The following is a 24,482-nucleotide window of genomic DNA, read 5'->3' on the forward strand; positions in this document are numbered from 1 at the left end:
GCCCATTCACCCTATCTTTAAGCTGTGCATTTCCTCTTTAAATTTTATCAACGACTTACTTGGCTTTCCATCGATGTTGTGCTAGGTGCCATGGCTGGAATGCTTTTTTTTGAGCGAGCGCTGCGGGTCGAGTTGAATTGGCAGGAATATGCCTTATTAGGGATGGCGGTATGGTGTATTTATACCGCAGACCATTTGATGGATGCACGAAAACTGGCAGCAGATCGTGCAGCGGATAGGCATCATTTTCATTTAATTTACCAAAAACCATTACTGGCAATCCTTGGATTAGTTGGCTGTATTGGTCTGTATTGGGCAATTAAATTTTTCGGGTTTTCTAAAGAATTGTTTTTCGGAGCAGGGCTCGGGGTACTGATTTTGGGGATAATGCTTGCTGTGAGAAAATTGGCAGCAAAGCAAGTTCGACTAAAGGAACTCAGTTCGGCTATCTTCTATGTGATCGGGATTTCCTGGCTTCCTTGGTATGAAGCACCCGAAATAGATTACACTTGGACCGCTTTTGGCCTGACGATTTTATATATGGGATTGGCTTATTTAAACCTCATTATGCTTTCCAGTTTGGATAAGGAAAGCGACACGGAGTCAGGCTTTTCTTCCATAGCCACTTTAATACCTCAGGAGACACTAAATCCAGAATTCACCAGCTTGCAATCGGATTAATGCTAGCTGCATTGATTGGCTTGCTACTGGTAAATTCTCTTTTTAGGATCTTCCCGAGCTTATATCATTCATGTTACTTGTCCACTATCTGAGCTTTTTCAAATCGGAAGCTAGTCCTGAGCAAATCAGAATGCGGATGGAAGTTGCTTTCCTGATTCCCGCGATTTTACTGTTGCTTTAGACAAATGCGCTATGTCCGGTAATGGCTCGCCCTACGATCAGCGAATTGATTTCCTTGGTTCCTTCGTAGCTGTAAACTGCTTCCGCATCTGCCACAAATCTCGCAATATCATGGCGTAGCAAAATTCCATTTCCTCCGAAAAGCTCACGGGAATGATCCACAATTGATCGCATGCGAAGGGTACAAAATACTTTGGCTAAGGATGCATGCTCGTCTTTCAAAATGTCATCGTTCTGCATTTCCGAAAGTCTAAAAACCATCGTCTGCATGGCCGTCAGGTCACCTAGCATAGTCACCAAAAGATCTTGAACAAGCTGGAAAGAAGCGATTGGTCTGCCAAATTGCTTGCGTTCATTGGTGTATGCCAAGGCCAACGCATATGCTCCTTCTTGAGAACAACCTACGGCTTGCCATGCTACTCCAGCTCTAGTCATGCGAAAGGAATCTTTCCTGGAAGTGTCGCGGAAAGAATTTGCTTCTTGCAATCTGTCTGATTCCGGCACTTCACAATTTGTCAATGTGATTAAAGGCGTTCTGTACTTATTCTCAGCGCCATTTTGTCTTCCAGCTTTTCTGCTTTAAAGCCTGGATTATCTTTTGGCACAATAAAGCCTTTCACCTGCTGGTCATCAAGATCTCTCGCCGAGATCACAGTCATATCTGAGAACGTAGCATTTCCTATCCATTTTTTCTGTTCCATTTAGCACCCCAAACATCGCCTTCTCTTTTACAAGTAGTGGTCAAGCCCCCTGCTACTCCAGATCCAACCTCTGGCTCGGTCAAGCCAACTGACACCGATTTTCTCCAGTTTTTGCATGGAAGGAAGCCATTCCTGCTTTTGTGCTTCTGATCCACAGAGATAGATAGACCCCATTGCGAGTCCACTTTGCACTCCAAAAAAAGTGGAAATTGAAGTGTCTATTCTCGCCATTTCCATAGCCACGAAGCCTTCCAGCAATGCTGAATGTCCTGGGCAGCCATAGCCTTGATAGGTCAATCCAGCTATATCCAGTTCAGCCATTTTAGGGATAATCTGCATGGGGAATTCCCCGCGGTTCCAATAGTCATTGGCGATGGGCTTGATCTCCCGCTCCATAAATTCACGGACACGAAGTTGAATTTCCCTTTCGTGAGCAGGCAGACTTTTGCCTAACTCATAAAAATCTCCATTGATCGGCGGGATGGTTTTCGGCCGGCTTCCGCCTTTCATCATGCCCATCATTTTGGATAGATCTTCCTCGCTCATCTGGGAGACCAGTCCTACCATTTTGGAGATATCTACTTTTTGGGAAAGCTTTGAGATTTGATCCAGATCGACAGTGGATAAAAGTTGACGGAGTCCGCCGATGGTTTTGAATAGATTCTTCATAAAAAGGGTATTTTGGGAAATTAGTTCATTCCTTTAAACTAGTGAAAGATCAGTATAGTTTACTTGCTCCTTGGTATTCTTCTTTAGTGAGCTTCGTTTTTGGCCAAAAGCTGAAGGTGTCCAAACTTTGCTTTTTGGAAAACACGAAGTCAAAACGCGTCTTAATTATCGGGGGAGGAGATGGATTGGACTACGCTGAAATTGCGCCAGAGATTTCAGGGGAATATTGGGAATTGTCCAGCAGCATGCTGAAAACAGCAAAGAAAAATCTCCACTCAAGCCAGCTCAAATTTCATTTAGGGGAATTCAAGGCTGGGGAAAAGTTTGATGAGATATGGCTTCATTTTGTTCTAGATACCATGACTGACGAGGCAATTGGGTCCCTTTTGGAACAAATCAAGCTGGTACTAGAAATTGATGGAAGGATTCTGCTTGCAGATTTTTTTCATCCTAAAAGCTTCTGGCATCGAATCTTAACTAATGCTATGATCATTTTTTTCCAAGCAGTTGTCCGTCATCCTCGCAATGATCTCCCTAAGTACGAAATACTTTTCTCCAAGAAGGGTTTTTTGAAAACTGATGAGCGCCTCTTTATGGGAGGTTGGGTGAAAGCTCAGATTTGGAGTTTAAAAGTCTGTGTTATCTAGTTGTTTTCGGAATTGCTCAGGAGTCAGGTTCGTTTTTCTTTTTGAATAGGCGGCTGAAATACGAAGAGTCCTCAAATGCCAGCTCGTATGCAATTTCTGATATGTTCAAATCCGAGTGTGTCAAAAGTCGTTGTGCTTCCAGGATAACCCTGTCTAGAATAAGTTGAGAGCTGGTTTTTGAAACGGTGTTTTTACACAGTGAATTGAGTTGTTTCATGCTGAGGCTCATTTGATCTGCGTAAAAACTCGCTTCTCTATGTTTCTTAAAGTGATTGTCAATCAGTAATTCCAGCTGCTGGAATTGATTGTGAACCAGTTTTTCTTCGGGCGAAAAAGAAGTTTTGCTGCCTTTGTATCGATACAACAAAATAAGAAGTGTATCAATATAGTTTCTCAGCAAGTCCTTGGTGACGAGTTAGGACTTTTGGTTTTCCTGATCAATTTTTTCAAAAAAGAAAAGAACTTCTCTTGTCTCAGGTGTATCGATTTCCAGGTTGGGAAATTCCACTATTGAGTTGAAAAGTGAATAATCGTTTAACTTTTTTCGTGAGTAAGTGGAGGTATAAAAATCAGTACTGAAGAACAAAATGTGTCCATCTGTATCTGGAGAAAGCTCCCAAGAATGCACCTGCCCAGGACTTAAGAAAAACACTGAGCCTTGCTCTACCCGGTAGGTTTTGAAATCTATGGTGTGGCTTCCTCTCCCTTGAGTGAAAACTACAATGATGTAGAAATCATGCTTGTGTGGTTTCTGGATAAATTGGTGTGTCGCCAAGTGACTTTTCAGTCCAGAATAATAGAAATGCGATGAATCTATCGCGTCAGGCCCGAAATCTGGAATGTGAAATATAGGAAGTGGACTGCTGGGCATAGTTGGAATATCTTCGAAACTCAAGATATTCCAAATATACTTACTTCATAGAAATCAAGTCCTCAAGATGAACTTGGGAGGTCTTCGCCTTTGTAGGAAATAAAAATCGCAATCCAGATTGATCTGCTGATTCGGTAGATGAATGGCAGAAAAACAATGGCCGCTACACCCAGCAAAGAAAGTAGAAGAGACAAAGAATAGTCTGGTTTCAATATCGTCAAAGCCACCCAGGCAGTAATAAATAAGGCAGTGTTGATCGCATAGCTAACAAACATAGCCCCGAAGTAATAGCCAGGTTCTGGTTCAAAGGACTGCCCGCAATGCGAGCAGGATTTGTTCATCACAGAAAACTTGGTTGGATTCAATAATTTACCACGCAAAAACATATCCCCTTTATGGCAGCGAGGGCACTTGCATTGGTATATACTTTTCAGTGTGGAGAATCTCATGGCTTTTAAGTTTTGGCAAAAATAGCTCAAGGATTTTTGAGATAACTGGATAAAAACTACCTATATGAGGACTTTTCGGACCTTTAAGGGCTTGACTTCTTGATAATAGCCATCACCATTTCATCAAAATACTTTCCGTTACCAGGGCCATACCAGTTCATCTCGCGCACCTCGTGGAAGTTTTCGTCATAGAGTTCATCAGGAGTGATGTAGCCAATGTATCCACCGTTGAAAGTCGTGATGATCAGATTCAAACCTCTGCTTTGCGCCAGCTTCTCCCATTTTTCATAGAAAACTCCGGAAAGCTCTCCGCTGGAAGCAATCATAAGCATGTTACCAATCTGCGTAATGTCTAAATGAGCATTGGTCTCGCCTAGTAAATAATTGAACAGCCATGGGCGAAGGCGAAGATTGTCTGAAATACGAAGATGTGGTTCTCTCAATGAAATCGGCAGATAGCCAGTTTGGATTCGATGATTTTTGACAGTTGCGAAATAAGTCATCCTCAGATTCAGCGTAGAGTCTAATTGATGCGCATATCGCTCGACCATTTCAGGTGTGTTTCCCGGCCTCAAAGGTCTATGACTTCCTACCGTTCCTGCGGCATACATAGCAAAGTCAAAATCACCCTCTTCCAATTCTTTGGTCAGGTAAAAAGGATAATCACCAGACAGGCCCATAAACTTGGTGCTCATCGTGGTAGCATGTGCCGAATAGGTAAGGAACGTAGCTTTTTCATCTGTCTTTTTGGTGAAAATAAGTTGGCGGACAAAAGGGTCTGTCGGCCCATCTTTCACGAATCTATTGGCTACTAGCGCACCTGCGTCCGACTTGCGATAGGTGATAGAAACAGTGTCTTGAGTGGCGATGGCATTTTGCAAAGCAGAAAGACTACTCGACACAATCAAATCCACAATGTTTTGGTCGTATCCTCCGAAAGCCATTTCTCCCATCAGGACCAGGCATGTATCCGCCCATTCCAGAATGTGTATGAGTTGCTGTGAAAATCACCTGATCAATTGGTAGGTTTGCTTCTTTTATAGCTGTTTGAATTTGCGCTGCTAGATGTGGGTGAACGATCAGCAATTCATAATTAAGCCAGGCAATCTCTGTATTTCCATTAGAAAGAGCCAACGCTTTGACAAAGCTACTATCCTGCACGAATTCATATTTTCCACGAGGTGCATAGCCAACCAGATCAGCCGGTTCAGCGGGCGTCATATTCACGCTTGACCAACCTGCGATCCATGCTTCGCCTTGGGATTTTGAAAAAGTACTTTGATTTATTCGCTCCAAAGTCTCTTTATAAAAGGCTTGGTCCTCAATCGGAGAACGATCCACTTTGGTCAAAATGATCAAGCCGATTACCACCAAAACAACAAAAGTCCAACTTAGGACTTTTGTTGTTTTTAGTAATATGCTTTTCCCTTTCAATGCCATTTAAATATGGATGTTTACGATTTTATTTAATAAAGAGCAAAGTGACTTCATAAATGGTAAACACTAGCTTTTCCGGTACTTCGGCCTGGCCGCTGTGGCGGGTCTCCCGTCATCGGTCTTCTGACCGGCTGAGCAAGGAAAATACTGGTGCTGATATGATTTCGATTAAATAATAACTTAATATTCGAAAATGCCATGTGGGCTAGTAATCGTTACTTTTTTGCCTTGATGCGGTTCTACTCTACCGATGATCTGTGCCTCTACGCCATAAGACTCAGCAATGTCGATGATCTCCTCAGCATAGCGCTCGTTCAGGTAAACTTCCATTCTGTGACCCATGTTGAAAACTTTGTACATCTCTTTCCAGTCCGTACCGCTTTCTTCTTGGATGATTTGGAAAAGGGGAGGGGTTTCAAACAAATTGTCTTTGATCACATGCACGTCGTCCACGAAGTGAAGGACTTTGGTCTGCGCTCCACCGCTGCAGTGCACCAAGCCATGAATTCTTGGTCTCATGTAGTTCAACACATCCACCATGATTGGAGCGTAAGTTCTCGTAGGAGAAAGGACCAACTTACCGATGTTCACAGGTGCGCCTGGAGCTGGATCGGTTAGGTTATATTTTCCTGAGTAAACAAGATCTTCCGGGACAGATGGATCAAAACTCTCAGGATATTTTGTCTTTAGTACTTTATTGAACACATCATGACGGGCAGAGGTAAGGCCATTGCTTCCCATGCCACCGTTGTATGCTGTCTCGTATTTTGCCTGGCCAAAAGAAGCCAAACCTACGATCACATCGCCACCCTGAATCTGATCATTGGAGATGACTTCATCGCGTCGCATTCTACAAGTGACTGTGCTATCCACTATAATTGTGCGAACTAAGTCTCCCACATCAGCAGTTTCTCCGCCAGTAAGTACAGCGTTGACGCCATTGTCACGAAGCATCTGAAGAACCTCTTCGGTTCCTTCGATGATCGCGGAAATCACTTCTCCGGGAACAAGGTTTTTATTTCTACCAATCGTAGATGAAACGAGGATATTGTTGATTGCACCCACGCAAAGCAAATCATCCGTGTTCATGATGATCGCGTCCTGCGCGATACCTTTCCAAACACTCACATCGCCGGTTTCTTTCCAGTAGGAATATGCCAGAGAAGATTTGGTACCGGCACCATCAGCATGCATGATATTGCAGTATTCAGGATCGTTGCCAAGGGTGTCTTCCACGATCTTACAAAATGCCTTTGGGTAAAGCCCTTTGTCAAGTTTTGAAATGGCCTGATGCACATCTTCTTTGGAGGCGGAAACTCCGCGCTGCATGTATCGCTCGTTCATGGAGGCAAAGTTAATAGGTTATCCGCAAAATGGATGAATAAGAAGGGTAAAGTTAAGTTGCTTGTTGGGAGGATGATTTTAACCGCGGATTACACAAAGGTTGCGCAGAGGGCACAGTTTAGGATTAAGCTGCTTACTCTAGGTTCACTTATTCAATTGTTCAAAAAAAAACCAGCCCTTTAGTCTGGGCTGGGTTATTAAGGGCTTTTAGCCCTGATTGATTCAAATAGAGGACAACAGTAGTGCCCTCTGCGATATACTCCGCCCACTCGGCGGTTAAAGTCAATTAATTCAAGAATGCTCCAGCACCATTTCCTTCACACATTCTACCCAAGTGTTTTCGGAATTCAAGCTAGGAACCAAGTCCCATTCTTCTCCACCTCCTTCGAGGAATTTGTCCCGGTATTCGCCAGCTACCTCCACAGTAGTTTCAAGACAATCAGCTACAAATGCTGGGGAGAAGGCTAGTACCTTCTTCACTCCTTGCTTATTCAGCTCATCAATTACATCATCCGTGTAAGGTTTTACCCATGGATCTTTCCCTAATCTGGATTGAAAGCAATTCACTGTTTTCTCTTCTGGGATACCCAGTTTCTCGGCTATCAATCGAGTCGTTTTGAAGCATTGAGCACGATAGCAATAATGGTTTTTGGCCCCATATTTATTACAGCAAGCACCAAGCTGGCAGTAGCCATCTACAGAACCTTTGAGAATATGGCGCTCAGGGAGTCCATGGTAAGAAAAGAGGATTTTATCGTAATCTTTCCCTTCCAGCATAGCTCTGCCACGTTCAGCCCAAGCCTCTAGAAATAATGGTTGTTCTACGAAATTACTCGATAAATGAAATGTCAGGAATGATCTGCCAGGTTCTTGCTATCTCCATCACTTTGTCCTGCACAGAGCCTGTTGATGCCGAAGCATACTGAGGAAAAAGTGGAAGTACGATGATTTTGGTGACATGTGCTTTCCGCAATTCCTCTAATCCAGCTTCTATGGAAGGCGTTTGATAGCGCATTGCGATCGCTACTTTGTATTGCTTGGCGTCAAGTTTTTCAATCAATTTATCTCGGAGATCTTCTGTATGAAAGAGTAGGGGAGATCCGCGATCCGTCCATAGTTTTTTGTATTCATGAGCTGATTTTGGAGCTCGAAATGGTGCAATAATTAAATTGATTAGCATCCATCTGAAAACAACAGGTATATCTATTACACGACCATCCATCAGGAATTCGCGAAGGTATTTTCTTACGTCGCCGGTAGCGGTACTATCTGGTGTTCCCAGGTTCACCAGCAAAACGCCGATTTTTCCGGATTTATTCATGAGAGCTCTTTGTATGAGGATTTGCGATTCAGAACCCAAAAATACGTCCGATTGTTAGATTTAGCCAATTGATCCTAATAATCAACGATTGAAAAAAGCTTTTATATCTTGAGATTTCTCGCCCAGCCTATGAGCGGCCCAGCAGTCATGCTGGCAATAATCGCTAAAATCACCAGACCAATAAACAGTGGCTCAGTGACCAAGCCGTTTTCTAAAGCTATCAATCCCAGTACGATATCCATACTTCCTCTAGTGCTCATACCAAAGCCAGCGACAATGGATTCTTTGCGCGGAACCCCTGCAAGTCTTCCTCCGAAGTAAGCTCCATAATACTTTGTCACTAAGCCTACAATAATCACAACTCCGACTATTCCCGGATCAAATCCAGTGATGAAGTTTACCTTGAGTCCAATGGAAACAAAGAAGATAGGAGCAAAAATGTTATTGATAAACTGATGTAAAATCTCTTTGGCTTTTTCCGTCAAATACTCCGAATCTCCAAGTGCAACACCAATGATAAATGCGCCAAAAATAGCGTGAATACCAATGAATTCGGTGAATGATGCTGCTAAAAAGCAGAGCGCTAGGGAAAGCGAGAGTAAGCCTCCTGGCCAGGCCAGCTTCTTATTGATCCAGGGCAATACTCTGTTGATCAATCCCTTTCCAATAGTTAGCATTACTAAAGTAAATAGTAAGGTAAGACCAATTGTGGGCCATACTCCTAAACCATCGCTACCAGACTCAGACAGGGATAGAATCACCGAGAAGATCAGCCAGCCCAATACATCTACTATCATAGCTCCAGCTATAATAAGAAGACCAGAGGAGGTTTTGAAGAGATTCAAATCCATTAGAATCCTTGCTACAATAGCTAACCCAGTAATGGAAATAGCTAAACCAAAGAAGGTGGAAGCTACTATTCTGTCATTGATATTAACTCCTAAAAACTCCGGGAATGCGTATGCCACCACGAATCCTGCTATAATTGGAAGGATCATCGAGGCCACAGCTATGTAAAGCGCCTTTTTTCCCTGGCTCCAAACAATATGTAACTCCACCTCCAATCCTGCTATGAATAGCAAAAGTACTACTGAGATCTGTACAAAGCCATCAAAGGCTATGTTTGTCATCTCATGTGATGCGAATAAATATTCATGAGCTCCAGGAAAGAAATTTCCGAGAATGGTCGGTCCGAGTATGATCCCGGCAAAGATTTCACCTACCACGGCAGGTTGCTTGAACTTTCTTGCCAATTCAGCAAAGACTCTAGCCAATATAAGAATAGATGCGAGTTGGAGGAGTAAATTAATTACCTCCTTATGGCCTAACGTTTCCATGGAGGTTTAATTTTTTACGATTAATAAATTACAAGGCAAAGTGCTCAATAGGTCTTCCAAATCATGTGGGAAAATCCTGTCGAAAAAATTCAGTTTTTGATCATCACCCACTACCAGCAGGTCTGCTTCGATTTTTTCACAAAATCTAGCCAATTCAACTGCCCATCTTCCTCCAGTCACTTTAATATTTATCTTCAAATTTCCTTGATCTATTTGCTTTAAAATTCCCTCTACATATTCCACTTCATTCTGCACCAATTGCCGCCTGGTATTTGATGCTTCCTCTTCAGAGTCTTCACTGGCAGTGCCCATTTGGAGACCATACATTTTTATTTCATTCAAAATGTGAACTTGATCTGCCTTTACCGCCTTGGAGAAAATAATTCCACACTCGATCACATTAGCAGTGATTTCTAACTGAGTTCCGTTGAGCACTACTTTTTCAAAAACCGTAGATTGAACTTTCGGCTCAATCAAAGTCAAAACTGAGCAGGGAGATTTACGGATGATTTTTCTGCCCACTGATCCCATGTAATAGGTCAGAAATCCCTCACGCTTCAAAGCCCCAGCCACCAACAGGTCCGCATTTTCTTCCTTACAGGCCTCGATGATCATTTTGACTGGCTTTCCCTCTTTCCAGATTAGCTTGGTTTTGCTCTCATCCAAACCATTTTTTATCATGATTTCACCAAGTTTGGCCTCTAGTTCATCCGTTTTTTTGCCTATATGAATTAGGATCAGCTCGGAGCCGAAAAGCTGAACAAGTCGTTTTGTTTCTGAAATCAAAGCTTCCATCCTAGGGGAAAAAGCTATGGCAAGGGCTACTTTTTGATACATATTGAAAAAGCTAATGACCTTAAATAAGCGAATTTTCCCGATCTGTACAATACTTTTAATTCAACTCCATTTATCCTGATCCCAATCCATTCAAGTGTTATTTCGGCGTTCCGAATAAGGAAAAGGCTTTTTGTCCCGAAATTTTAGTAAAATTTAGGGTTAATCTTTTTCAGGATTACAATAATCAGAGAATTAAAACCCAAACGATTTATGAAGAAAACACTACTCAGTTGGTTGTTGATGGGAGGTATGGGGCTTTCAGGCGCTGCATTTGCGCAATCGGAGTACCCCACGCTTAATCAACTCAATCAGCGTTTGCAAAACGTAGCATCCAATGCTTCCGCCACGCTCACCTCACTCACCAAAACAGAAGGTGGCAAAGATATCTGGGTGCTTAAAGTGGGCACTGGTGAACTGAATCAAAAACCGGCCATCGCTGTAGTAGGCGGAGTGGAGGGCTACGAGGTGCTGAGCGTGGAGCTGGCTACACAATTTGCTGAAAAGCTGGTTTCAGATCATGCGGAAGCGCTTGAGACTACGACTTTTTACATTTTTCCCAACATGTCTCCAGACGCTTACGAGCAGTACTTCGCTTCATTGAAATATGAAAGAAGAGGCAATGCGGTGTCGATTGATCATGATCGGGATGGAACTCCGGGAGGAAGTGGATATACTGATCTGAATGGTGATGGTCTGATCACCATGATGCGAGTAGAAGATCCTATGGGAGATTACGTTCTTTCCAAAGAAGATGAGCGTGTATTAGTGAAAGTGGATAAATCCAAGGGAGAAGCTGGGAAATATTCACTTTATAAGGAATCAAAAGATGATGATAAAGATGGAGAGTTCGCTGAAGACCTAAAAGAAGGAATTGCTTTCAATAAGTCTTTAACCTATAAATTCCCTGTTTTTGAGCCATTGGCTGGTGATATGCCAGTGACCCAAAAGGAGTCTCGAGCGCTTCTTGACTATCTATTTGAGCAGTGGAATATTTTCGCCTTTGTTACTTTTTCTCCAGCCAACAACTTGTCTTCACCATTGAAGTACAATGCAGGAAATGCAAAGAAGAGGGTGGTCACTTCTATTTTGGAGAAAGATCAGGCTATAAACGCTATGATTTCTGATGTCTATAAAGAAACCGTTAAGCAGAAGGCTTACCAGCAGGATAATCAAGGCACTGATGGGGATTTCTTCCAATGGGCTTATTTCCACTTTGGAAGATTGAGTTTCAGCACACCGGGGTATTGGGTGCCTGAATTCAAAGATTCTACTGGCAAAGGCAAGTCAAATGCGGAAGCCAACTATTTGGCTTGGGCAGATTCACTAGCGATGAATGATGTTTTTGTTCCTTGGACTGAAGTTCAGCATCCGGATTTTCCAGGTAAAAAAGTTGAAGTGGGAGGCATCAAGCCTTTTGTGATGACTACTCCTTCTTATGAGAAAGTAGGTGAAATCGCAGATCAGCATACCGAATTCATTCTTAAGTTGGCGGATATGCAGCCAAAACTTGAACTGCATAATGTAAAATCAGAGTCACTTGGTAATGGATTGACACGAGTGACTATGGATCTGTTTAATAATTCTGCTATCCCAACCCACTCAGAGATGGGAGAGCAATCACGTTGGCTAAGACAAATTAGAATTGATATGAGTGCTGATCCCGATGACATAGTTTCAGGAAATAAGATCGAACTAATGGAGTCTTTGGGCGCATTTGAGAAGGCTAGTTTTAGCTGGATTATTCGTGGTTCAGGAAATGTGACTGTAAAAGCCGGTGCTTCTCATGCCGGATTCACTTCTACTTCTGTAAAACTATAAGCCATGAAAAAGATGAAAACAACAAAAATGCTCATTGCCTTGGCTGTTGGAGTACTTAGCCTAGGAAGTTATAAAGCAGATGCGCAGGAGAAATTTTTCCGCGCAGTCGGTACTCCACACAATCCAAAAGTAGATATCGCTTTCAATCGCTATTATACTTACGAGGGTTTGGTGGATAATATGAAGAAGATTGCGGCAGCGCATCCTAACCTTGCCAAATTGGAATCAATCGGTAAATCCTACGAGGGCAGGGACATGTGGACATTGACGATTACGGATTTTTCCACCGGAAAAGATACCGATAAACCAGGAATGTGGATCGATGGGAATATTCACTCCAATGAAATCCAGGGCGGAGAATTTTCTCTTTATGGTGCTTGGTACCTCACAGAGATGTTTGCTGATAATGAATTTATCCAGCAGCTCCTGAAGGACAAGGTGTTTTACATCACACCAACTATAAATCCAGATGCAAGGAATGACTTTTTCTTGGAGCCAAATACTGCAAATTCACCACGATCCGGGATGATGATCTTAGATAATGATGGAGATGGGGTAGCTGGGGAAGATGGAATGGATGATCTGGATGGCGATGGACACATCACAATGATGATTAGAAAATCTCCGACTGGTCGCTATATCAAAGACCCACAGGATCCACGCAAACTGATTATGGTAGGTGCGGATAAAATGGGAGAATATGAAATGTTGGGTCAGGAAGGCACGGATGGTGATGGTGATGGTCGCGTGAATGACGATGGCGTAGGCTATTATGATCCAAATAGAGACTGGGGTTGGAATTGGCAACCAGACTACATTCAGCGTGGCGCATTGAAGTATCCATTTACCTTGCCTGAAAACCGGTCGATAATGGAATTTGTAATGAAGCATCCGAATATCGCAGGAGCTCAAAGTTTCCACAATTCAGGCGGAATGATCCTCAGAGGTCCAGGTGCCGAAGAGGATGTAAGTACCTATAACAGAAACGATATTCGAATCTATGATGCGCTCGGGCAAAAGGGTGAAGAAATGATTCCAGGATATAGATATCTGACGGTATATAAAGATTTGTACTCTGTTTTCGGTGGAGAACTGGATTGGTTTTACGGAGTGAGAGGGGTATTTACCTTTTCCAATGAGCTGATGGTTCCGTATTTGTATTTCCACAAACAAGGCGGTGGGCAAAATGAAATGTTCGAAGTTGATGAATTCTTGACTATGGGCGATGCTTTTGTGATGTGGAAAGAATTTGAGCATCCACAATTTGGAACAGTGGAAATAGGAGGGTTTAAAAAGACTTTCGGGCGGGCTCATCCAGGTTTCTTGCTAGAGCAAGATGCACATAGAAATGTAGCTTTCACGATTTATCATGCCTATCACACGCCAAAGCTTTCCATCATGGAGGTTAAAGAAGAAGACCTTGGTGGAGGATTAAAAGCAATTACAGCAACGATCTATAACGAGCGCTTGATGCCAACTCACGCTAGTCAGGATCTCAAATACAAAATTGAGCGGCCAGACTATGTGACCATTTCAGGTGCTAAGGTAGTGGCTGGATTTGTGGTGGAAGATGAAGACTTCAACAAATTGTCGGAGCAAAAAAATAATCCTGAGAAAATACTGGTAGATAATGTGTCCTGGTATGACTGGAGTGAAAGTGAAGTGGATTGTTTCTTCAGGCTCTAATTATTCTATCACTGTTGATTCTGCCAAAGGTGGAAAGGCTAGTTGGAAGAAATAGTAAAAGTAAAGCCGCAGTGATCAGTATTCATTGATCAGTCGGTTTAATAATAAAGAAACGAATGCGGAGCAGAGATGCTTCGCATTTTTTTGGTTTAACCGCAATGTACACGGAGGTTAACGCAGAGTTCGCAAGTTTGTGTTCTATTGAATTCTATTGTGTAAAAATTGGATCGAAATATTTGATTTGAAGGCCTTGCGGCAGCTCAAGGAGGCTATTTTTTTCTTTTTGCACGTCCATTTAGGGAAAAACTATGGGTGGAAAGGAAAGTTGATGGTGCTATCTGCCGTGCCTTTAGGTACGGGGCTAATTTATTGTATAGATAAAATCCTGCTTCTGGAGAAGCAGGATAACATTAAATGTAGAATTACACAGAACGCAGATCCATTGGCTTCGAAATGGTGTTAAAGGCGGTGTAATTGGACTTCGGCTGCGCTCAGTCAGAAAATGGTAAAAGTTTTATCTATTGCCCCAGCATAAATTCATTTCTAAACTGCGCTCTCCGCGTTTATCTCTGTGATCACCGCGGTTAAGTCACCTTAAACAACAAAACCCCGCTTGATTGCTCAAGCGGGGTTAGTTTATATGAAGTTGGTTTAGCTTATAGGCTAGTTACATATCCTTCGAATCCTGATGCAGTTTTCACTTTAAAGTTGATACCTGCTCCACTTACTTTATCGAAAGAGTAAATTTTGTGAAGTCCTTGAGGATTGTCAATTTTCTCAGTGTGGATCAAATTGTCTCCGTCATAGATCATCACTTCGATGTCCTTCGCGTCAAGGTTGCTTACTAGCAATCTGTATTTGTTGTCTCCCATTGGAGAAACTCTTGAGAATACAGCTGGAGTCTCTGCCACAAAGTTGTTGAAAGAAGCAGTTCTCAATACGCCTGATTCGTCCGTTACTTCTACAGAGTAGTTTCCTTGAGGAAGAGCTTTCAAATCATATTTCTTAGCAAAAGCTTCATCCTTAGTGATTCTGTCTCTCAAGATCAAACGATCTTCAGAATCTGTGATTTTAACAATCACAGTTCCTTGTGGTGCTTCATTGAAGGATACCGCAACCTTAGTAGTTTCAGTTTGTCTAATTAAGACAGATGCACCTTCTGATTTGGCAAACGCTCCTGCAGCGATCCCCGCTACGAAAAGCAATGTGAATAATTTTTTCATTTTAATAATTGGTTTGAATAGGTTCTAATTTTTCAAATTAACCGCCTGACGGCTACTCCGTCTCAGGTGGGGAAATTTGGGCTGTAATTCAATTCGGTTACCGATTGGTTTGTTATTACGATTCAAAGGTACGACTGAAATTATCAATTGCAAATACTTCAATAAAAAAAGATCATTGTTAATGATTTGGTAATGAATCGCTTTAATATTTGCGGATTTAATAAAATGCTTTCGCAATCGATAGCGAAACTTGTTGTGTTCTGAAAATTGACCGATTTATAGAATATATATTTGTTTTTAATGATTTTACCAAATATTGTATTTATGCCCCAAAGAGATATCTATTCTTCACCAATGTATATTTTGTGAAAAAAAATTAAAAAAACTTTTGAAAAGGAGTTTTGATTGGGGTCAAATTCCACCTGATTTGATTTAAATCAACAACAAGTGTTGGTAAAAAATGCTTTTTATTTACCCTGCCTTTTAAATACAAACAAAAAAAACAGGTCTAGAGTCAATTTTCTAAACCTGTTTTTAAAATTATTGCAAAAATTGGAATCAATCCAATTCCGAAGTTTTGAGAGATATTAGTTTTTTCCTTTATAATTAGCAGCTCTTGCTACCAATTCTTGGTCAAATGATCCTTTGAGTTCTACCACAATTAAGTCTCCATCATCACCGCCTACGAGGACTACCAAGTCAGATATCTTATTTCCTCCTTTAGAATAGACCATCACTCCTCCTTTTTTGCCTTCAGACGCCTCCATTAAGAGATCGTACCTTTCTTTCTCAAGGCCTTTTTGTAATGTTTTATATTCTACTCTTCCTGTATCTGCATGATCGGGAAGGGTAAAGAAGTTTAATTTTTCGATTGACTTCGCCACAGTAGCCATGTCATTCTCATCAATGTCAATTTTGAAGCCTTCGGCAAAGTTCATGAAATTGCCTCCAAGCTCCATGTGGAAGAAGTCGTCTTCACTTTTGTATTTTTCATAAAGAGCCTTGACACTTTTGCTCTGTGCCTGAACGGATATCGCTGCTCCAATTAATGCTAGGGTTAAGAATAGCTTTTTCATGTGTTTATTATAAAGTGTGGTTTGTAGTTAATTATTTTCGAATTGTGAAACCTTCTTACTGTCTTTCAGTTTCGCCATAATTGATAATTGATAATTGATAATTGATAATTGATAATTGATAATTGATAATTGATAATTGATACTTATTTCACACCCTTCGGTCCTTTACTGCCTTTTCCATACATATCCATGCCTGGAATGTCCGTTTTCTCAGCAAGTAGGTTTAGGTCTTCATAGGTGAAGCTTCCAAGCATTGATAATAAGGTAAAGTCTCCCTTTTCTCCTGAAATCATCATGAGCTCTTTTACCAAACCGCCTTCTTCGCGCACCATAAACTTCAGGCTACTTCCTTTGTCTTCGACAATCATCAGGTCCTCGTATTTGTTTTTTGTAAGCGTCCCCATAGCTTCCTTGTAGAAAGTCATTCCATCCACTTCGTCAGAAGAAAGAATTCGAATCCCTTTTACCTTTTGAATCAATACACCTAAATCCTCTGAATCCTTGTCCGTACCGGCATTACTTTTCAGAAAGCCACCGGCCATTTGCATCATTTTTGGACTGATATACACTCTGGAGAAGCGGTCGTCATCCATGTATTTGGAGAAAAATCGTTGGATAGCATCATCCTGAGCTTGCGCTTTTATAATAAAGGCAAACAGCAAAATCGGAATTATTAGAATTTTCCTCATGGCTTATTTATTTATAGGGTTGCCAAATAATTGGTTTGTTGTATTCAGGTATCTCATTTCATTCATTACTCCCATTTCTTCTTGACCTTTGGATAGATTAGTTTGGATCAAAGCAAAAGCTTGCATGACTTCCATGTATGCCTCCTCTTCAGCTTGCTTCTGTTCATATACAGTCCATCCCCAGATAGAGCCCACTAGAATTGCTACTGATGCTGCCCAGTTCATCCAATTTCTGGATTTGATTGGAACTGTCTTGGTAGGCATTTTCAGCGTTGGTTCTTCCGAAGTGAGCTCATTAATTCCGGAGAATAAAATTTTCTCTTCTGTATATCCTTCTGCAGCTTGAAGTAATTCCTTCAATTCCTGCTCTTCGGCAAGGGTAGTCTCAGCTTCCCAGTACTTTTCGAGTAATTCGTCTATTCGCTGGTTCATTTGGTTGATTTTTGGTTGAGCATCCGCTCTCGAATGCTTTTTCTGGCTCGGTGAAGGTTAACTTTCACTTGTTCCAGGCTTATGTCTAGGTGCTCGGTAATTTCCTCGTAACTCAAGCCTTCTACTTCTCTCAGATGAAAAATCTCCTGCTGACGAAGTGGCAAACCTTTTACAAGTTTCATCACTTGTCGCACCGAGTCTTTTGTTTCCTCAGGCACTGATTCCTCAATTTCCAATTCCTCTAAGCCATCGAGAGATTCTAATTTCTTGGTCTGGCGAAAATGCATCAAAGCTTCATTTTTCAAACTTCTCACCAACCAAGCAGTTAAATTGGGATGAATCTGAAGTTCTTTTTCTCGTTCCAAGGTTTTTTCGAAGACATTCTGAAGCAAATCCTCCGTAAGGGATCTATCCCTCACCCAGAGATACCCCAGCCGATAGAGCCTGCCTCTTAGTGGCCAGATATGTGCTTCAAAAAATGACTTCATTTAATACGGTAATGCATGGGAAAGACGAATGTTACACTAGCAATAAAAAAAAGTAAAAGTTTTTCAAACATACTATCTAAAAGGATAGCTATAGATTCTCAACTGTTTAGGCTTTTGGCAGATAATTCTTACTAGACTAAATTGCTTCTAAATTAGAAATGGAAATAGTATGCATGCCTACTATTTGTTAAATTGCTTATCTCGTACCCAACCAATGATTCAGGATTCCCTAATAAACCAATAACGGCTATGGTATTTACAAAGAAGATAAAAAAGGAGTCGACTACTCTAAATTTATTTACAGCATATGTGACTGTGCGCTCCGTGCAAACTTTCTGCTCTTTGTGGATTAAAAAGCAAATAAAAAAAGCCATGAATTTCTTCATGGCTTGTGGTGATAAGTGGACTCGAACCACCGACTCACGGATTTTCAGTCCGATGCTCTACCAACTGAGCTATATCACCTTGTTGTAAAGTGATGCAAAGGTAGGTATTTGAGTATTTGAAGCAAGTCATTTTAGAAAAAAATATTGATTTAAACCCAAGAAACACGCTAATAACGTCACTATGAGCTTTTTACCGCAACTTATATTTTTGATCATTTTGAGCGCAGCTAGCTTCTTTTTGATCAAACGTGTCAAATTTCTCCGCAGAAACATATTTCTAGGGAAGGCTGAGACAAGAAATGATCATCCAGAGAAGCGTTGGCAAACGATGGCGCTGGTAGCTTTTGGTCAACAAAAAATGTTCAAACGTTTTCTTCCGGCATTTCTTCACCTCATGGTCTATGTTGGCTTTGTGGTGATCAATCTTGAGGTATTGGAATTTGTGCTGGACGGCATTTTAGGAACTCACCGACTATTCGCTCCGATTTTAGGAAGTGTATATGCGGTGGCTATGAATGTTTTTGAATTTCTAGCATTTGCTGTTCTGCTTGCTTGCGTCATCTTCTTAATTAGAAGAAATGTGGTTAAAGTTCCACGGTTCACCATGCCTGAAATAAAGGGCTGGCCAGCAATGGATGCGAATATTATTCTGGTAATTGAGATTGTATTAATGATCGCAATTCTTAAGATGAATGCAGCTGACCAGATTTTGGCGGCAAGAGGAGTAGATCATTACATACCTGTTGGAACGCTATTTTTCAGTGGTTTGCTTTCTCCGCTTCTAGAGAATTTCAGTTCTGAGTTTTTGATTTTCGTAGAGAGAGCTGCTTGGTGGTTCCATATTGTTGGGATTTTGGCCTTTGCTATTTATGTGACCTATTCTAAGCACTTGCATATATTCCTTGCTTTCCCTAATACTTGGTATTCGAACTTGAAGCCTAAAGGAGAGATGGCAAATATGCCAGCTGTCACCAATGAGGTTAATATGATGCTTGGAATTCCTACGGATGCACCTGCTGACCCCCCTGCAGAGATCGGGAGATTTGGAGCCAAAGACATCAATGACCTAAGCTGGATCAACGTGATGAATGCCTATTCATGTACCGAATGTGGTAGATGTACTTCAGAGTGCCCAGCTAATTTGACGGGTAAGAAACTTTCTCCGCGAAAAATCATGATGGATGTGCGGGATCGTGCAGAAGAAGTGGGTAAAAGTCTGGATGCTGGAGGAAAAGGTCTTGAAGACGGTAAGTCACTTTTGGGTGACTACATCACGAAAGAAGAATTGAATGCATGTACTAGCTGTAATGCCTGTGTGGAGGCTTGTCCGGTGAACATTGATCCACTTTCTATCATTTTGGAAATGCGTCGCTATGTAGCCATGGAGGAGTCAGGAACGCCAGCTCAGTGGAATGCAATGTTCCAAAACATGGAAACCAGCTTTGCTCCTTGGAAATTCAGTCCTCAGGATAGATTCAATTGGGCTGAGAAAGTGAAAGAGGAAGAAATTCCAGATTAACAATTGAAAAATTTAAAAATTGAAAAATTAGGTGTCTCAAATAGTTTGGCTCTTAATACCCTAATTATCATTAAAGAAAATATTATAAAATTCTGATTATGCTGGCATTGAGGCTACTTCGGTCACCCGTCATCGGTCTTCCAGCCAGTTAACCAAAGAGGAGAACTTACTGGCATAATCACAGATAAAGAAAACTAATAATCATGTCAACATATAAAGTACCAACCATGGCCGAGATGGCCGGCAAAGGAGAAAGTCCAGAAGTGCTATTCTGGGTAGGTTGTGCCGGATCTTTTGATGATAGATACAAAGCCGTTACACAGGCTTTTGTGAAAATTTTGAATAAAGTAGGTGTAAGCTTTGCCGTGCTCGGTCCAGAAGAAGCTTGTACAGGAGATCCTGCCAGACGGGCTGGGAATGAATTTCTTTTCCAGATGCAAGCCGTTGCCAACATTCAGGTAATGAATGGCTATAACATCAAAAAAGTAGTCACTGCTTGTCCTCATTGCTTCAACACCATTAAAAATGAATACCCAGCCTTGGGAGGAAATTATGAAGTGATTCACCATTCACAGTTTCTTCAGCAACTGATCAATGAAGGAAAAGTGGCGCTGAAAGGAGGGGGAGAATTCAAAGGAAAGAAAATCACTTTCCATGATTCCTGCTACTTAGGTAGAGCAAATAATGTCTATGAAGCACCACGAGAGGTGATCAAAGCTTTAGATGTGGAATTGGTGGAGATGAAGCGTTGCAAGACCAAAGGACTTTGCTGTGGAGCTGGAGACGCAGATGTTCAAAGAACCAGAACCAGGCAGAAAAGATATCAATGTGGAGCGGACAGAGGAAGCTTTAGCTACTGGAGCCAGTGCAATTGCTGTAGGTTGTCCATTCTGCTTGACGATGATGACAGATGGAGTGAAGAACAAGGAAAGAGAAGCTGATGTGAAAGTCTATGACTTGGCTGAGATGATCGCCAAGGATATGGGGATTTAACTATTTTCTCTGAATCAATTTGACCCTTTTTGCCGTTAGGTAGAAAGGGTTTTTCTTTGCTAATAAGTAATAAGCATTTATGTACGTAGAATTTAAAGATATTTCAGAAGATTCACGGGTTTGGGTTTACCAAGCGGCACGTCAATTTACTGAGCAGGAAAAGGAGTTGATTAGCAGAAAACTTTCGGCCTTTTGTGATGGTTGGAATACGCATGGTAATCGAATGCCTACCTCATTTCAGATTTTGGACAACCAAATTTTGGTGTTAGCAGTAGATGAGTCAGGCTTAGGGGCTAGCGGTTGCTCTATTGATAGTTCTGTGCGGACTTTGCGTGAGCTGGAGAGTGAAATTGAAAACAATATCACGGATCAAGGTAAGGTGACATTTAAATCCAATACGGGTGAAATCACCGTAGCTTCTGCTTTAGGGATCAAGTCAAAAGTCACTTCTGGAGAGATAGATACTCAAACCCTCGTGATTAACCCACAGGTTAAGAATAAAAAAGACTTGGAAAGTATATGGATTTTGGCTGGGAATAGCTGGCTGAACCGATACTTTCCAAATTAATTTAGTAATATTCAGAATAGATCGCCAATCACCTTTAAGATGAAATCGGACATGATTCAATCGCAACATTGTGAGAGGTTACCATGTGAGATTCCATATGCCCTTTGAAAGACAAATTATAAACAGATGAAAAACCATTTTTTTTGGATTTGCTTACTACTCTTCATTGGGGTAACCTCATGCAAGAGCCTTCAGGAAAAAGGAAATGACCAGTTTCTCTCTGGTCAATATCAATATGCTATTAATTCCTTTTCTCAAATCTTAGCAGATGACCCTGAAAACAAGGAGGCAAACCAAATTATAGCGGAGAGCTATAGACTGTCTAACCGAATTGAAGAGGCAGCTCCTTATTATGAGAAACTTGTGGAAGTGGATCCTACTTTTGATAGTTACTATCGCTTAGGTTTAAGTTTGAAAGCTCAGGATAAAGATGAAGAAGCTAAGGAAGCCTTCGAGAAAGCAAAGGGCTACACGCAGGATGAAACGTATTTGGCGGAGACTCAGCGTCAACTTGAAGCCATCAAATTGTCGGAGGGCATAGAAGGATTACTGGCCATATCATGAGTTGGTGAATTATAAAGACTTAAATACTGCCGGACCTGATTATGCGCCGGTTATCAGTGAGGATTTTATTTATTTCACATCAGGTCGTCAGGCAAGCGGACTCTATCCTGCAGATGGATCACCCTATACTAAATTATTTAGAGCAAGAGCAGATGGACTTCGTGTAGATGTAAGTGGAACTCAAGCTCTTCCAGAATTCAAAAATGAAGAGGGGTTGAACCAAGCTGCGATAGCGATCAGTCCTGATGGCAACACCATTATTTATGCTCGGGGTAATTCTACTTCGGACAAAGATCTTCCTGAAACTGCGCTTTTTGTTTCTTATTTCAGAGGTGGAGGCTTTACACAGCCAATCTGGATGCCTGTAAATGAAGATGAGTTTTGGTGGAATTCTACACCTGCTTTCTCCGAAGACGGCGAGGTATTGTACTTCGCCTCAAATAGACCTGGGGGTTATGGAGGGATAGATTTGTATAGCGCAACCAAATTGGCAAATGGTGACTTTGGAAATCCAAAGAATCTAGGACCAACCATTAATACGCCAGGAAACGAGCTTTTTCCAAGACCTATGGGAGATGGCAAGTTCTTCTTTTCATCTGATGGACATCCTGGATTTGGAAAACTGGATCTTTTTGTGGCAGAAAATGATGCATCAGGAAAGCAGGTTATCAAAAATCTCGGAGAAAACTTCAATAGTACTAATGATGATTTCTCGCTATTTTTTACAGAATATCCGAAAGCAGGCTTTATTTCTTCCAACAGAGATGGGGGAGTAGGAGATGATGATATCTATTTCTTTGAGGACAAAACTCCTAAGCCAAAAATCATCAATGTCTTGCTTAACGTTTATACCAAGCAACGAGTGGCTGGGAAAGATGACGAGGTTCTGGAGCAAGCAAGAGTGGTCCTTTACGATAGTTTGAATAAACAAGCAGGTGGAGATTTCTCTAACACGAACGGTAGAGTAAGATTTACTTTGACCCCGGATTCTGACTTTACAATCATTGCCTCGAAGAGTGGCTATTTCTCTAAATCAATACCATACACGACCACAGGAAAAACCCCGGATATTTCTACTCTGGTACAAGACGTAACCAATATTACGCTGGATACTACGATTGTGCTGGATCAACTGGTGCTGGATCGTTCTATTGTTCTTGAGAATATTTATTACGATTTGGATAAAGCAGATATTAGACCTGATGCCGCTGTCGAACTGGATAAATTGGTTCAGATACTTAAAGACAATCCAGCTATCAGAATCGAGTTGAGCTCGCACACCGATGATAGATCGTCGGATCAATACAATCAAGACCTATCTCAACGTAGAGCACAATCTGCGGTGGACTACATTGTTTCCCAAGGAATTTCTGCCGATAGGTTAGTCGCCAAAGGGTATGGAGAAAGTCAGTTGATTATCAAAAATGCAACTACTGAAGAAGAGCACCAGACAAACCGAAGAACAGAATTTAAGGTAATTGAGATAAAGGAATAAAAAGTAAGCTGTCCTAAAATAGAAGAGCCTGATCGAAGTGATTCGATCAGGCTATTTTGGTTTTAATCCCAACTTCTTACTTCTTACTTTTCACTTCTGATTTTTGCACTATATCCTTCACGATCATCCCAGCATGTACCACGCTGTTTTCGATGAAGAACTCACGTGTATTCAATCCGCCACAAACTACTCCCGCTAGGTAAACTCCAGAGATATTTGATTCATGAGTCAATTCATTGTACTCTGGCTGCCTTTTTTCATCCTCGCTCAATTTGACTCCCAATTGATTTAATAAACTGAAATTAGGCTTGTATCCGGTCATTGCCAGTACGAAATCATTCTCAATAGTCACATCTCCTTCAGGAGTAGCAATTACGACCTCATGTTCGCGGATTTCTTTAAGTCTTGATTTGGTGTATGCCTTAATAGATCCTTCTTTGATCCGGTTGACAATGTCAGGACGAACCCAATATTTCACCGCCTGATCCACTTCATCTTCAAGTAAAACCATACTCACTTCAGCGCCTTTTCTCCAGCATTCCAAGGCAGCGTCGACTGCAGAATTAGCTCCGCCGACTACGATGATTTTCTGGTTGATAAATGGCCAAGGTTCTTTATAGTAATGATGAACTTTAGGAAGATCCTCACCTGGAATATTCATCAGATTTGGCAAGTCATAGAAGCCGGTTGCCATTACGATATTCTTGGCGAGATACTCTCCTTTTGAAGTCTTTACTTGGAATAGCTCCTCTTGTTTCTCCATCGTTTTTACAGCTTCATAGAGCTTGACATTAAGATCGAAGTGAGAGAAAATTCTTCGGTAGTATTCCAGGGCTTCCGTACGATTTGGTTTGTTTCCAATGGACATAAAAGGAATTCCTGCCATCTCCAACCTATCTGAGGTGGAGAAAAAAGTCATGTTAATAGGGTAATTATAAATTGAATTTGTGAGTGCGCCTTTTTCGACGATAACATAATCCAACCCAGCTTTCTTTGCCTCCACACCGCAAGCAAGACCTATTGGTCCGCCTCCGACGATGAGCATGTCATATATTTTATCTGTCATTAGGT

General features: G+C 41.5%; 22 protein-coding genes, 1 tRNA gene and 4 pseudogenes. 8 read left to right on the top strand and 19 right to left on the bottom strand.

Annotated features, from left to right (window positions below; translation table 11 throughout):
- The first annotated feature begins 24 nt into the window (after positions 1-24).
- Positions 25-681, top strand: a complete 657-nt coding sequence (locus tag AC0L6R_RS12535; RefSeq protein WP_473271511.1) for a hypothetical protein — start codon at positions 25-27, stop codon at positions 679-681.
- 177 nt (positions 682-858) lie between these two features.
- Here the strand turns inward: AC0L6R_RS12535 and AC0L6R_RS12540 are convergent, their stop codons facing one another.
- From AC0L6R_RS12540 to AC0L6R_RS12550, 3 genes are read right to left on the bottom strand one after another with little or no spacing between them, the layout of a single operon-like run.
- On the bottom strand, positions 859-1,365 hold the full coding sequence (locus AC0L6R_RS12540; protein WP_473271512.1) for an acyl-CoA dehydrogenase family protein: 507 nt from the start codon (positions 1,363-1,365) through the stop codon (positions 859-861).
- Positions 1,366-1,385: 20 nt separating this feature from the next.
- Entirely contained in the window at positions 1,386-1,562 is a 177-nt protein-coding gene (locus tag AC0L6R_RS12545) for an acyl-CoA dehydrogenase family protein (RefSeq protein ID WP_473271513.1), read from the bottom strand.
- 27 nt (positions 1,563-1,589) lie between these two features.
- Positions 1,590-2,231, bottom strand: a complete 642-nt coding sequence (locus AC0L6R_RS12550; RefSeq protein ID WP_473271514.1) for an acyl-CoA dehydrogenase family protein — start codon at positions 2,229-2,231, stop codon at positions 1,590-1,592.
- A 41-nt stretch (positions 2,232-2,272) separates the two neighbouring features.
- On the opposite strand from AC0L6R_RS12550, the gene AC0L6R_RS12555 reads away from it, so the two are divergent.
- On the top strand, positions 2,273-2,878 hold the full coding sequence (locus AC0L6R_RS12555; protein ID WP_473271515.1) for a class I SAM-dependent methyltransferase: 606 nt from the start codon (positions 2,273-2,275) through the stop codon (positions 2,876-2,878).
- Between the two features lie 16 nt (positions 2,879-2,894).
- On the opposite strand, the gene AC0L6R_RS12560 is transcribed toward AC0L6R_RS12555, so the two are convergent.
- From AC0L6R_RS12560 to AC0L6R_RS12600, 9 genes and pseudogenes are all read right to left on the bottom strand, one after another.
- Positions 2,895-3,278, bottom strand: a complete 384-nt coding sequence (locus tag AC0L6R_RS12560; RefSeq protein WP_473271517.1) for a helix-turn-helix domain-containing protein — start codon at positions 3,276-3,278, stop codon at positions 2,895-2,897.
- A 15-nt stretch (positions 3,279-3,293) separates the two neighbouring features.
- On the bottom strand, positions 3,294-3,749 hold the full coding sequence (locus AC0L6R_RS12565; protein WP_473271518.1) for an AraC family ligand binding domain-containing protein: 456 nt from the start codon (positions 3,747-3,749) through the stop codon (positions 3,294-3,296).
- Positions 3,750-3,811: 62 nt separating this feature from the next.
- Positions 3,812-4,198, bottom strand: a complete 387-nt coding sequence (locus AC0L6R_RS12570) for a DUF983 domain-containing protein (RefSeq protein WP_473271519.1) — start codon at positions 4,196-4,198, stop codon at positions 3,812-3,814.
- 83 nt (positions 4,199-4,281) lie between these two features.
- A complete protein-coding gene (locus AC0L6R_RS12575) occupies positions 4,282-5,142 on the bottom strand; it encodes a hypothetical protein (RefSeq protein ID WP_473271520.1) in 861 nt (286 codons plus the stop codon).
- Complete coding sequence (locus AC0L6R_RS12580) at positions 5,090-5,638, bottom strand: hypothetical protein (protein ID WP_473271521.1); 549 nt, start codon at positions 5,636-5,638, stop codon at positions 5,090-5,092. The genes AC0L6R_RS12575 and AC0L6R_RS12580 overlap by 53 nt, the downstream gene beginning before the upstream one ends.
- A gap of 177 nt (positions 5,639-5,815) precedes the next feature.
- Positions 5,816-6,979: an AIR synthase related protein gene (locus tag AC0L6R_RS12585; RefSeq protein ID WP_473271522.1), complete on the bottom strand. Its 1,164-nt coding sequence runs from the start codon at positions 6,977-6,979 to the stop codon at positions 5,816-5,818.
- A gap of 291 nt (positions 6,980-7,270) precedes the next feature.
- Positions 7,271-8,300: pseudogene (gene hemH / locus AC0L6R_RS12590) on the bottom strand (ferrochelatase).
- A 101-nt stretch (positions 8,301-8,401) separates the two neighbouring features.
- On the bottom strand, positions 8,402-9,637 hold the full coding sequence (locus AC0L6R_RS12595) for a cation:proton antiporter (protein WP_283413736.1): 1,236 nt from the start codon (positions 9,635-9,637) through the stop codon (positions 8,402-8,404).
- Positions 9,638-9,643: 6 nt separating this feature from the next.
- Entirely contained in the window at positions 9,644-10,474 is an 831-nt protein-coding gene (locus tag AC0L6R_RS12600) for a universal stress protein (protein WP_283413737.1), read from the bottom strand.
- 210 nt (positions 10,475-10,684) lie between these two features.
- Between AC0L6R_RS12600 and AC0L6R_RS12605 the strand changes: the two genes are divergently transcribed.
- The gene (locus AC0L6R_RS12605) at positions 10,685-12,292 is read left to right on the top strand and encodes a M14 family metallopeptidase (protein WP_473271523.1); all 1,608 of its coding nucleotides are present in this window, start codon (positions 10,685-10,687) and stop codon (positions 12,290-12,292) included.
- 12 nt (positions 12,293-12,304) lie between these two features.
- A pseudogene (locus AC0L6R_RS12610) lies at positions 12,305-14,033 on the top strand (M14 family metallopeptidase).
- Positions 14,034-14,634: 601 nt separating this feature from the next.
- Here AC0L6R_RS12610 and AC0L6R_RS12615 read toward each other — a convergent pair.
- The 6 genes from AC0L6R_RS12615 to AC0L6R_RS12640 all read right to left on the bottom strand — a co-directional run bounded on the left by AC0L6R_RS12615 (position 14,635) and on the right by AC0L6R_RS12640 (position 18,351).
- Positions 14,635-15,201, bottom strand: a complete 567-nt coding sequence (locus AC0L6R_RS12615) for a hypothetical protein (RefSeq protein WP_473271524.1) — start codon at positions 15,199-15,201, stop codon at positions 14,635-14,637.
- Between the two features lie 587 nt (positions 15,202-15,788).
- A complete protein-coding gene (locus tag AC0L6R_RS12620) occupies positions 15,789-16,277 on the bottom strand; it encodes a DUF4252 domain-containing protein (RefSeq protein WP_473271526.1) in 489 nt (162 codons plus the stop codon).
- A 143-nt stretch (positions 16,278-16,420) separates the two neighbouring features.
- Positions 16,421-16,966, bottom strand: coding sequence for a DUF4252 domain-containing protein (locus AC0L6R_RS12625; RefSeq protein ID WP_473271527.1), 546 nt, complete (start codon positions 16,964-16,966; stop codon positions 16,421-16,423).
- Between the two features lie 3 nt (positions 16,967-16,969).
- Positions 16,970-17,398, bottom strand: a complete 429-nt coding sequence (locus tag AC0L6R_RS12630) for a hypothetical protein (protein ID WP_473271529.1) — start codon at positions 17,396-17,398, stop codon at positions 16,970-16,972.
- Entirely contained in the window at positions 17,395-17,886 is a 492-nt protein-coding gene (locus tag AC0L6R_RS12635) for an RNA polymerase sigma factor (protein ID WP_473271530.1), read from the bottom strand. The genes AC0L6R_RS12630 and AC0L6R_RS12635 overlap by 4 nt, the downstream gene beginning before the upstream one ends.
- 392 nt (positions 17,887-18,278) lie before the next feature.
- A tRNA-Phe gene (locus AC0L6R_RS12640) sits at positions 18,279-18,351 on the bottom strand.
- Positions 18,352-18,453: 102 nt separating this feature from the next.
- Here AC0L6R_RS12640 and AC0L6R_RS12645 point away from each other — a divergent pair.
- The 4 genes and pseudogenes from AC0L6R_RS12645 (at position 18,454) to AC0L6R_RS12660 (ending at position 23,411) form a co-directional block, all read left to right on the top strand.
- Positions 18,454-19,791, top strand: a complete 1,338-nt coding sequence (locus AC0L6R_RS12645; protein WP_473271531.1) for a 4Fe-4S dicluster domain-containing protein — start codon at positions 18,454-18,456, stop codon at positions 19,789-19,791.
- 203 nt (positions 19,792-19,994) lie between these two features.
- Positions 19,995-20,784: pseudogene (locus tag AC0L6R_RS12650) on the top strand ((Fe-S)-binding protein).
- Positions 20,785-20,863: 79 nt separating this feature from the next.
- A complete protein-coding gene (locus AC0L6R_RS12655; RefSeq protein ID WP_473271532.1) occupies positions 20,864-21,352 on the top strand; it encodes a hypothetical protein in 489 nt (162 codons plus the stop codon).
- A 126-nt stretch (positions 21,353-21,478) separates the two neighbouring features.
- Positions 21,479-23,411, top strand: a pseudogene (locus tag AC0L6R_RS12660) (CHU_0125 family OmpA-like outer membrane integrity protein).
- A 76-nt stretch (positions 23,412-23,487) separates the two neighbouring features.
- Here AC0L6R_RS12660 and AC0L6R_RS12665 read toward each other — a convergent pair.
- A complete protein-coding gene (locus tag AC0L6R_RS12665) occupies positions 23,488-24,477 on the bottom strand; it encodes a YpdA family putative bacillithiol disulfide reductase (RefSeq protein WP_473271534.1) in 990 nt (329 codons plus the stop codon).
- Positions 24,478-24,482: the final 5 nt, after the last annotated feature.

It is taken from the genome of Algoriphagus sp. 10J20-15 (assembly GCF_055809615.1).